The organism is Mycobacterium sp. (assembly GCF_032161845.1).
In the GTDB taxonomy this organism is placed as follows: Bacteria; Actinomycetota; Actinomycetes; order Mycobacteriales; family Mycobacteriaceae; genus Mycobacterium.
This window is the reverse complement of the sequence record NZ_JAVRQA010000033.1, coordinates 1-9,702: the sequence shown is the minus strand read 5'-3', so window position 1 is coordinate 9,702 and position 9,702 is coordinate 1. Positions and strand designations below refer to the sequence as shown.

Annotated in this window: 11 protein-coding genes; 6 read left to right on the top strand and 5 right to left on the bottom strand. The window is 66.1% G+C overall.

Annotation, left to right across the window (positions count from 1 at the left end; genetic code table 11):
• Window positions 1–545: CoA transferase (locus QOD90_RS02100; protein WP_526346195.1), on the top strand; the 545-nt coding region annotated here is incomplete at its 5' end.
• A gap of 59 nt (window positions 546–604) precedes the next feature.
• Window positions 605–1,042: an SRPBCC family protein gene (locus QOD90_RS02095; protein ID WP_526346193.1), complete on the top strand. Its 438-nt coding sequence runs from the start codon at window positions 605–607 to the stop codon at window positions 1,040–1,042.
• A gap of 9 nt (window positions 1,043–1,051) precedes the next feature.
• Here QOD90_RS02095 and QOD90_RS02090 read toward each other — a convergent pair whose 3' ends face one another.
• The 4 genes from QOD90_RS02090 to QOD90_RS02075 are packed head-to-tail and all read right to left on the bottom strand — an operon-like array spanning window position 1,052 to window position 4,447.
• Window positions 1,052–2,119: an ABC transporter substrate-binding protein gene (locus QOD90_RS02090; protein ID WP_526346191.1), complete on the bottom strand. Its 1,068-nt coding sequence runs from the start codon at window positions 2,117–2,119 to the stop codon at window positions 1,052–1,054.
• Window positions 2,116–2,922, bottom strand: coding sequence for an ABC transporter permease (locus QOD90_RS02085; protein ID WP_526346189.1), 807 nt, complete (start codon window positions 2,920–2,922; stop codon window positions 2,116–2,118). The genes QOD90_RS02090 and QOD90_RS02085 overlap by 4 nt, the downstream gene beginning before the upstream one ends.
• Entirely contained in the window at window positions 2,919–3,671 is a 753-nt protein-coding gene (locus QOD90_RS02080; protein ID WP_526346187.1) for an ABC transporter permease, read from the bottom strand. Before QOD90_RS02080 ends, QOD90_RS02085 begins: the two co-directional genes overlap by 4 nt.
• The gene (locus tag QOD90_RS02075) at window positions 3,668–4,447 is read right to left on the bottom strand and encodes an ABC transporter ATP-binding protein (RefSeq protein WP_526346185.1); all 780 of its coding nucleotides are present in this window, start codon (window positions 4,445–4,447) and stop codon (window positions 3,668–3,670) included. Before QOD90_RS02075 ends, QOD90_RS02080 begins: the two co-directional genes overlap by 4 nt.
• Before the next feature lie 87 nt (window positions 4,448–4,534).
• Here QOD90_RS02075 and QOD90_RS02070 point away from each other — a divergent pair, with 87 nt between their 5' ends.
• A complete protein-coding gene (locus tag QOD90_RS02070) occupies window positions 4,535–5,452 on the top strand; it encodes a TIGR03564 family F420-dependent LLM class oxidoreductase (RefSeq protein WP_526346183.1) in 918 nt (305 codons plus the stop codon).
• 67 nt (window positions 5,453–5,519) lie between these two features.
• On the opposite strand, the gene QOD90_RS02065 is transcribed toward QOD90_RS02070, so the two are convergent.
• Window positions 5,520–6,689, bottom strand: coding sequence for a pyridoxal phosphate-dependent aminotransferase (locus QOD90_RS02065; RefSeq protein ID WP_526346181.1), 1,170 nt, complete (start codon window positions 6,687–6,689; stop codon window positions 5,520–5,522).
• A 138-nt stretch (window positions 6,690–6,827) separates the two neighbouring features.
• On the opposite strand from QOD90_RS02065, the gene QOD90_RS02060 reads away from it, so the two are divergent.
• The 3 genes from QOD90_RS02060 to QOD90_RS02050 all read left to right on the top strand — a co-directional run.
• On the top strand, window positions 6,828–7,931 hold the full coding sequence (locus QOD90_RS02060) for an alkene reductase (protein WP_526346179.1): 1,104 nt from the start codon (window positions 6,828–6,830) through the stop codon (window positions 7,929–7,931).
• Between the two features lie 118 nt (window positions 7,932–8,049).
• Entirely contained in the window at window positions 8,050–9,261 is a 1,212-nt protein-coding gene (locus tag QOD90_RS02055; RefSeq protein WP_526346177.1) for an acetyl-CoA C-acetyltransferase, read from the top strand.
• Between the two features lie 4 nt (window positions 9,262–9,265).
• Window positions 9,266–9,702: enoyl-CoA hydratase/isomerase family protein (locus tag QOD90_RS02050; RefSeq protein ID WP_526346175.1), on the top strand; the 437-nt coding region annotated here is incomplete at its 3' end.

The window sequence follows — 9,702 nt, the reverse complement described above, 5'->3', positions numbered from 1 at the left end:
GGTCCGGCACGGGCCAGGTGATCGACGCCGCGATGGTCGACGGGGTCAGCGTGCTGGCCCAGATGATGTGGACGATGAAGGCGACGGGATCGCTGAAGGATCAGCGGGAGTCGTTCCTCCTCGACGGCGGGGCGCCCTTCTACCGGGTCTACGAGACGTCCGACGGCAAGCACATGGCGGTCGGCGCGATCGAGCCGCAGTTCTTCGCGCAACTGCTCGTCGGGCTGGGCCTTGCGGCCGACGAGGTGCCCAACCAGTTCGACCTCGGGCGCTACGACGAGATGCGGACGATCTTCACCGAACGTTTCGCCAGCAAGACCCGAGACGAGTGGACTGCGGTGTTCGCTGGGACTGATGCCTGTGTGACGCCGGTGCTGACCTGGACCGAAGCGTCCGACAACGAGCATCTCGTAGCGCGGTCGACCATCGTCACGAACGATGGCGTCGACCAGGCTGCACCTGCCCCGCGGTTCTCGCGGACCCCGTCCGGCCCGGTGGGCGCCCCACCCGGGGGCACCACGCCGATCGATGACGTCGGTTGGTGAATTGAAGTTAGCTGGCGCAAAGCACTGCGCGAGCTCGGGTGATTGTTTATCATTTGCTCATGGCAGTGCGTGCCACACGGGAAATCGTGTTTGACGCCTCGCCCGAGGCAATCCTCGATGCTCTTGCCGACATCGAGGAGGTGCCTTCGTGGTCGACGCTGCACCGGCATGCCGAGGTCCTCGACCGGCACCCCGACGGCCGCCCACACCACGTCAAGGCGACGGTCAAGATCATGGGCGTCTCCGACAAGGAGATCCTCGAATACCACTGGGGCCCCGACTGGGTGGTCTGGGATGCGACGGACACGTTCCAGCAGCGGGGTCAGCACGGCGAGTACAACCTCACCAGAATCGGAGATCAGACGATGGTGCGGTTCGACATCATCGTCGACGTCGCGGCGCCGATCCCGGAGTTTCTGGTCAAGCGCGCCAAGAAGATGGTGCTCGACGTCGCGATCGAGCGGCTCCGCTGTCGGGTGACCCGCAACCACGGTTGACGGGAACTCTCAGATCTTCAGATCGGGGTGCTCGGCGTAGACCTCCTGCAGCACCGAGAGATCGAACAGGTCCGCGGCTGCTATGTCCAACTTGGCGGACTTCAGTGCGGAGACGTTCTCGTCGATCAGGGCCTGCGTCATGGTGAAGAGTCCGTTGGCCTTGGTGTCGGGAGACACGACCAGCCCAACCTGCGCCTTCGCCTCCTCGGTCTGCTCGGCCACGTCGAGGTTCTGGTCTTTGCCGTAGACCGTGGCCGCCAGCCGCGCCGACTCCGCTGGGTCGGCGATGGCGTCCCGCCAGCCCTTGATCTCGGCGATCAGGAATGCCTTGAGCTTGTCGCGCTCGTTGTCGATCGTCTCCTGCTTGACCGTGAACGTCTCGGCGACCAGTGGCAGGTTGAAATCGGCGAATAGCATGGCGTGATTCTTGAACCCCTTGGACGCCAACGTGATCGGCTCGTTCGTCACATAGCTGACCCAGCCGTCGACCTCTCCGTTGGCCAGTGGGCTCGGGTCGAATTGCGCTGGCACCACGGTGATCGACTTGGCGTCGATGCCGTTGGCGTCCAGCAGCGCTCCGAAGACCAACTGATTCGAGTCCTGGACGCCGATCTTCCTACCCACCATGTCCTGAGGCGTGTTGATGGGTCTGGCCGCCGAGCTGACGATGGCGAAGGGGTTCTTCTGGTACGTCGCGCCGACGATCTTGGCGGGCAGTCCGTTGAGCACGGCGGGCGCGGTGAGCTGGGGGGCTGACATGCCGATCCAGATCTTGCCGGTGTCCAGGCCTGCCTCGACGCCCGTCCCTGCGGCACCACCCGCGACGAGGTCCACGCTGCCGAACCCGCCGTCCTTGTAGTAGCCCTTCTCGAGCGCGAAGTACTCGCCCGCGAATTCGATGTTCTTGATCCAAGACAGTTGCACCGCAACCGATCCGAACTTCGATCCGTCTTGGGAGCTGCCGCCGGACGAACTCGACGAGTCACTACTGCACGCCGCGACCAGTCCCGCTCCGCCAGCGGCGAAACCGACCACCGCGGCATAACGCAGGAACTCTCGACGATGGAGGATTGTCATCGTCGAAGACTATGCGCGTCGGGGCCGAAGCGCACGAGGACGAGGTTCTCCAGCACGCCGACGACCGCGTACAGGAGGATCGAGGCGATGGTCACGATGGCGACCGATGCCCATAGTTCGTTGTATTGGTAGCGCGGTATCGCCTTGATCAAGCTGGAGCCCAGACCTTCGCCGCTACCTAGCCATTCGCCGATCAAGGCTCCGATTAAGGCCCCCGGCACGGAGATTCGCGCTGCGGCGAACAGCGACGGTAGCGCGGAGGGAATCGCGACCATGTACAACGCGGTCCACCGGTTGCCACCGTAGGCCTCGACGAGTTCCTGCGCCTGCCGAGGCGCCTCGCGAAGGCCCGCCATGATCATCACCAGCGCTGGGAAGAAGACCACGATGCCAGCCATCACCGCCACCCCGACCAGACCGCGCCCGAACACCAGCACGATGATCGGCGTCATCGCGACCAAGGGGACCGACCGCAGGAGCACCGCGATCGGCAGCAGGGTCTGTTCGAGGCTGGCGAACAACACGAAGAGTGCCGCAACGACCACTGCCGCAACGATTCCGGAGCCGAAGCCGATCGAGGCGTCGCGCAGGGTGATCTGCAGGTTGTCCCACAGGTTGGCTCTGGCCGTATCGCTGGCGGGGCCGTCGAACAGATAGGTCCACACGTCGGTCGGCGACTTGCCGACGCGCGGGCCCACCTCGGGGAAGACCGCGAGGAACAGGTACCAGAGCGCGAACAGCAGGGTCATCGAGATCGCCAGCGGCGCAAGGAAGCGTCCGATCCGGCCCGGTATCGAGTTCATCGTCGTGCGCTCCACGGTGTCGCGATTCTGGCCATCACCGCCACGATCGCGTACCCGACGCCCGCCATTGCCGCCGCAGCGATGGCAAGACCCCACGTCCGCGGCACGTTGTAGGACGTCTGCGCTGCGGTGAGCGCGACCCCGATGCCGCTGTCTACCCCGCCCAGGTACTCGCCGAGGATGGCGCCGAGAACTGCCGACGGTGCCGCGATCTTCAATGCTGCAAAGGTATTCGGCGCGGCTGAGAACAGTCGTACCTTGGTGAACTTCTGCCAGCGGCCGCCGCCGTAGGCCTCGACCAGATCCAGACTCGCCTTGTCCGCCGATCGCAGCCCGGCCAGTGTGCCGACCATGGTGGTGAAGAAGCAGTACATCGCCGCGAGAAAGATGGTCGGCGCCCGGCCTCCGAACACGACGAGGATGATCGGGCCCAGCGCCAGCAGCGGAGTGCAGTAGCTCAGGATCGCGAGCTGGGTGGCGAGCGATTCGATGGGCGGGATCAGGACCACCAGGATTGCCAGTGCGATCGCGAAGCCGTTGCCCCACAAGAATCCCTGCAGCGCACCTTCCGAGGTCACCACGAAGTTGGGTCCGTACAGCGCAAGTCCATCGCGGGCCATGCCCGACGCGACCGCGATCGGGGTCGGGATGGTCCCGCCCGCCGTCCCCGACACGGCCAGCAGCCACCAGACGGCGACCACGCCTGCGATTCCGAAGACGCCACCGAGCCACGCTGGTCGAAGAGTCACGCGATCCCTTGGGTGCCGTCGGCCGGGGCGAACAACAACTCGGTGAGGTAGTCGTGAATTCGATGGAACTCGGGCGTTCTCGTGATGTCGGGGGTGCGGGGTCGAGGGAGGTCGACCGGTACCACCTCGAGCACCCGACCTGGCCGGGGGCTCATCACCGCGACCGCGTCGGACAGGAAGACCGCTTCGGCGATGCCGTGCGTGACCATGAGCGTCGTCGCGGGCTTCTCGGTCCAGATGCGCAGCAGTTCGAGGTTGAGGCGTTGCCGCGTCATGTCGTCGAGTGCACCGAACGGTTCGTCGAGAAGCAGGACCGTTGGCTTGACGACCAGCGCACGAGCAATCGATACGCGCTGCCGCATGCCGCCCGAGAGCTGCGCTGGTTTGGCCTTCTCGAACCCCTCCAGACCGACCAGCTTCACCAGGTCGGCTATCACCCCTGGCTCGGCCGGTAGGCCAGCTACCTGCAACGGAAGTTTGATGTTTGACACGACACTGCGCCAGGGCAGCAGTGCCGAATCTTGGAACGCGATGCCCAGCTCGTGATGCTTGCGGAGTTCGGTGGGCGATTCGCCGTTGATGAGGGCACGTCCGCTGGTCGGTTCCTCGAGGCCGGCCAGGATGCGCAGCACCGTCGACTTGCCGCACCCCGAGGGGCCCAACAGGGAGAAAAAGGTGTTCTGGCTCGTGTGCAGGTCGACGGACTGCAGAGCCTCCACTGACCGCCGACCGGACGTGAAGGTCTTGGTGAGCGCCGTGATGTCGATCCCGGTCATGGTGGGCCCAGTATGGCCACGGTCTCGCGTAAAGCGCATGTTGAACGAAAGGGAATGCGGCCGTCGCCGCGGCCGGTTGTCACTGGCATGCCCACCGGAGTCGTGATCAATCCCAGCCCTACCGCCACCAACGCCGTCGACGACGTCATCGCGCAGGCCCGCCGAGCCTTCGAGATCGGCGTTCGCCACGTGTGGTTCTCGCAACAGGTCAGCCATGACGCGATCAGCCTGGCCGGCCTTGTCGGTGCGGCGGTACCCGGACTCGGTGTCGGGACGTTCGTCGTGCCCATCAACCCGCGCCATCCGCTGATCGTCGCGACCCTCGCGCAGACCGCGCAGGCGGCGGCCCATGGAAACTTCAGCCTCGGTCTCGGCCTCGGCGCGAAGGCAATTGAGGCTCAGATGTTCGGGACGACGTGGTCCAATCCGGTGGGCCGTCTTCGCGAGCACCTGCAGATGCTGCGTTCCATCTTCGATACCGGCGCCCTCGACTTCCACGGCACGGAACTCAGCGCCTCCGTCAAGGACTGGCCCGTCTCCCTTGCGGGGGGCACCCCGATACCATTGTACGTTGCAGCCATGGGGCCCAAGGCGTTACGGGTTACCGGCGAGCTGGCCGACGGCACGCTGCCGTATCTGGCAGGCCCGCGGACGCTCGAGAAGTTCATCGTGCCGACCATTTCCGATGCCGCGGCCGCCGCGGGGCGTCCCGCGCCACGGATCCTCGCCGCGGTACCGGTCGTGGTGTCGGACGACGTCGAGTCCGCGCGCACCCTTGCGACCGAGGAGCTGGCGTTCTACGAAACCATTCCGTCCTACGCCACGGTGATCGCACGGGAGAAGGCCGACAGGGCGGTCGATCTCGCTGCCGTCGGTCCTTCCGATGCGGTGCGCAATCAGTTGCAGCGCTACCTCGATGCGGGCGCCACCGATCTGGTCCTGAGCCCGATGCGCTCGAACCCGGCCGACCCCGAACGTCTTTGGGAGATCGCAGCCTCGATCTGAGGGTTCGCGAGACCTACGCCACCGTCGTTGCGGACGCCAATTCACGACGCGGGTGTAGATCTCGCGGCTAGGCCTTGAGGACTTGCAGCCTAGTGATCGCCTCTTCCATGGTGTCGTCGCGCTTGCAGAAGGCGAAGCGCACCAGGTGGTTCCAGTCGCCGATGTGGTCGGAGTCGGGATCGCAGAACGCCGACATCGGGATCGCCGCCACGCCAGCCCGCTCGGGGAGCTCGGCGCAGAACGTGGTGCTGTCGGCGTAGCCCAGTGGACGGGGGTCGGCGCACAGGAAGTAGGTGCCGAAGCTGTCGAGGACGTCGAAGCCGATGTCGGCAAGAGCGCCGGAGAGTCGGGTGCGCTTGGCTTGGAACGACTCTCGTAGGGTGAGCGACCAGGCGTCCTCGTTGTCGAGCGCCTCTGCGACCGCGGGCTGGAACGGCGCCCCGCCCACATAGGTGAGGAACTGTTTGGCCGCCCGCACGCCGGCGATGAGCTCGGCTGGTCCGCACGCCCAGCCGATCTTCCAGCCGGTGACGTTGAACATCTTCGCCGCACTCGAGATGGTGACGGTCCGTTCGGCCATGCCCGGATAGCCCGCCAAGGGGCGGTGGCGGTGTCCGTCGAAGACCAGTTGTTCGTAAACCTCGTCGGTGATGACCAACAGGTCGTGCTCGACGGCCAGCCGCGCGATCGCTGAAAGTTCCGCGTCGGTCGCGACCATGCCCGTCGGGTTGTGCGGCGAGTTGACGATCAGTGCGCGGGTGCGGGGGGTGATCGCGTTTCGCAGCGCATCGACGTCGATGGCGAACCCGCGTCCGTCGCGGACGAGTGGCACGGCCACCCGGTGGGAACCTGCCATGGCGACGACGGGGGAGTACGAGTCGTAGAACGGCTCGATCAGCAGCACCTCGGAGCCGGGCTCGACTAGACCGATGACAGCCGCGGCGATCGCCTCGGTGGCGCCCACGGTGACGAGCACCTCGGTGTCAGGGTCGTAGGTGATGCCATAGTGCCGCTGTCGCTGCGCCGCGATCGCCTGACGCAGGGGCGGGATGCCTGGGCCCGGGGGGTACTGGTTGTTGCCCTCGGCGATCGCGTTCTCCGCGGTCTTGAGCATCGCCGCGGGGCCGTCCTCGTCGGGGAAGCCCTGCCCGAGGTTGACCGCACCGATGCGTGCCGCCAACGCCGACATCTCGGCGAAGATCGTCACGGCGTAGGGCTGCAGTCGCGAAACCGTCATGGCCGTCGAGCCTATTCCCCCGGGGTGGTACAGCTTCTGCCTGACTGCGCGGGCCCGGCACATCGTGATGTTCTCGGTCGTCAGTGCAGGTCGGTCCGCGTCGGGAATGAATGGCGCGCCCGCGACGCTGACCGCGACATGACCTACACGCTCGCCGCCGACGCGGCACTGCTTCGGAGCGTCCAGATAGGCGAGACTGCCGCCAGGAACCGAATCTTCATGGCGCCGTTGACCCGATCGCGGGCCGATGCCGACGGCACGCCGTCCGTGCTTGCCGCGCAATACTATTCACAACGCGCAGCGGCGGGTCTCATCATCAGCGAAGCAACGGCAATCTGCGAGCAGGCCAACGGGGCATACATGAACACCCCGGGCATCTACACCGACCGCCACCAGGAGGCGTGGGCCGACGTCGCTTCAGCCGTTCACGCCGCAGGCGGCAAGATGTTCGTTCAACTCTGGCACGTCGGCCGGATGGCCCACCCCGAGATCAGTGGGTTCGAAGCCGTCGGGCCATCTGCCATCGCCGCCGACATGCTGACCCACACTCCCTCTGGCAAGCAGCCCCTTCCGGTGCCACGCGCGCTGACGGTGATCGAGATCCGGTCGATCGTCGACCAGTTCCGCGTGGCTGCGCGTCGGGCGATCGATGCCGGAATGGATGGCGTCGAGATCCATGGCGCCAACGGCTACCTATTGCACGAGTTCTCCTCCGACGTCGTCAACGAGCGCAGCGACGCCTACGGCGGCACACCCGAGAATCGCGCCCGTCTCACGGCCGAGGTCGTCGAGGCCGTGGTCGACGAGATCGGAGCCGGCCGGGTCGGGCTGCGGATCTCGCCGGGGAACACCGCAGGCGACATGCGGGAGATCGACAAGGTGAGCACCTACGAGGCGATGTTGGACCGGATCGCCCCGTTGGGTCTGGCCTACCTGCATCTGCTCATCGACCCCGACGACCCCGCCTTCGGAGCGCTGCGCGGGGTCTGGCCCGGGTCCGTCGTGCTGAACACCGGCCGCGAGAGGGAGACCAGCTTCTGCCAGCTGGAGGAACTGGCGCAGTGGGGTGTCATCAGTGCCGCCGCGGTCGGCCGTTCCTTCCTGGCCAACCCCGACCTCATCGACCGACTGGTCCTTGGCGCCGAACTCAACGAGCCGGACGTCGACACCCTCTATGCGCCGGGCCCCGCCGGGTACGTGGACTACCCGACGCTGACAGAGGTGGAACTGAAGTCCGTCTGACCCTTGCCATGTGGGCGCCAAGCAACCTCCCAACCAGCCGGTTGGGAGAGGCTGTTAGGCTGCGGTCACTTGGGGTCCCCGTCTGAAATCCGCAGAGTCCGAAGAAGAGGAATTCACCATGTCCGAAGAAGCCTTCATCTACGAGGCCATCCGTACGCCTCGTGGCAAGAACAAGAACGGCGCGCTCAACGAGATCAAGCCCGTCAACCTGGTCGTCGGCCTGATCGACGAGCTGCGCACCCGCAACCCAGATCTGGACGAGAACCTGATCAGCGACTTGATCCTCGGCGTCGTCTCGCCGGTCGGTGATCAGGGTGGCGACATCGCCCGCACCGCGGCGCTGGTAGCCAAGCTGCCCGAGACCACCGGCGGCTTCCAGCTGAACCGCTTCTGTGCCTCCGGCCTCGAGGCCGTGAACACCGCCGCGCAGAAGGTCCGCTCCGGCTGGGACGACCTGGTGCTGGCCGGCGGCGTCGAATCGATGAGTCGTGTTCCGATGGGTTCCGACGGCGGCGCGTGGGCGACCGATCCTGAGACCAACTACCGCATCGGCTTCGTCCCGCAGGGCATCGGCGCCGACCTGATCGCCACCATCGAGGGCTTCTCTCGCGAGGACGTCGACGCCTACGCCGCGCGCTCGCAGGAGAAGGCCGCCGCCGCATGGTCGGGCGGCTACTTCGCCAAGTCCGTCGTGCCCGTCAGGGATCAGAACGGTTTGGTCGTCCTCGATCACGACGAGCACATGCGGCCCGGCACGACCCTCGAGAGCCTTGGCAAGTTGAAGACCGCGTTCGACGGTGTCGGCGCGATGGGCGGCTTCGACGACGTGGCACTGCAGAAGTACCACTACGTCGAGCGGATCAATCACGTCCACACCGGCGGCAACAGCTCCGGCATCGTCGACGGCGCCGCGCTCGTCCTCGTCGGCTCCGAGGCGGCCGGCAAGTCGCAGGGTCTGACCCCGAGGGCGCGCATCGTCGCCACTGCCACCAGTGGCGCCGATCCCGTCATCATGCTGACCGGCCCCACGCCGGCCACCCGCAAGGTGCTGGACCGGGCCGGCCTGACGGTCGACGACATCGACCTCTTCGAGCTGAACGAGGCGTTCGCCTCGGTGGTGTTGAAGTTCCAGAAGGACCTGAACATCCCCGACGAGAAGCTCAACGTCAACGGCGGCGCCATCGCGATGGGACACCCGCTGGGTGCCACCGGCGCGATGATCACCGGAACCATGGTCGACGAGCTCGAGCGCCGCAACGCCCGTCGCGCGCTCATCACGCTGTGCATCGGCGGCGGCATGGGTGTCGCCACCATCATCGAGAGGGTTTAAGACCATGGCAGAGAACACTATTCAGTGGGATAAGGATGCCGACGGCGTCGTCACCTTGACCCTTGACGACCCCACCGGGTCGGCCAACGTGATGAACGAGCATTACGCGGAGTCGATGCACAAAGCGGTGGAAAAGCTTGTCGCCGAGAAGGATTCGGTCACCGGCGTGGTCATCACCAGCGCGAAGAAGACCTTCTTCGCCGGCGGCGACCTCAAGGGCATGATCAAGCTCGGACCGGAGAACGCCGGCGAGGCCTTCGACATGGTCGAGTCGGTCAAGCGTGACCTGCGCGCTCTGGAAACCCTCGGCAAGCCGGTGGTGGCCGCCATCAACGGCGCCGCGCTCGGCGGTGGCCTCGAGATCGCGCTGGCCACCCATCACCGCATCGCGGCGGACGTCAAGGGTGTGGTCGTCGGCTTCCCCGAGGTGACGCTCGGCCT

Bases quoted from the DNA above. Each gene is read 5' to 3' on its own strand.
- QOD90_RS02065 (WP_526346181.1), bottom strand. From the start codon at position 6,689: ATGACGGTTTCGCGACTGCAGCCCTACGCCGTGACGATCTTCGCCGAG.
- QOD90_RS02060 (WP_526346179.1), top strand. From the start codon at position 6,828: ATGACCTACACGCTCGCCGCCGACGCGGCACTGCTTCGGAGCGTCCAG.
- QOD90_RS02055 (WP_526346177.1), top strand. From the start codon at position 8,050: ATGTCCGAAGAAGCCTTCATCTACGAGGCCATCCGTACGCCTCGTGGC.
- QOD90_RS02090 (WP_526346191.1), bottom strand. From the start codon at position 2,119: ATGACAATCCTCCATCGTCGAGAGTTCCTGCGTTATGCCGCGGTGGTC.
- QOD90_RS02070 (WP_526346183.1), top strand. From the start codon at position 4,535: ATGCCCACCGGAGTCGTGATCAATCCCAGCCCTACCGCCACCAACGCC.
- QOD90_RS02075 (WP_526346185.1), bottom strand. From the start codon at position 4,447: ATGACCGGGATCGACATCACGGCGCTCACCAAGACCTTCACGTCCGGT.
- QOD90_RS02095 (WP_526346193.1), top strand. From the start codon at position 605: ATGGCAGTGCGTGCCACACGGGAAATCGTGTTTGACGCCTCGCCCGAG.
- QOD90_RS02085 (WP_526346189.1), bottom strand. From the start codon at position 2,922: ATGAACTCGATACCGGGCCGGATCGGACGCTTCCTTGCGCCGCTGGCG.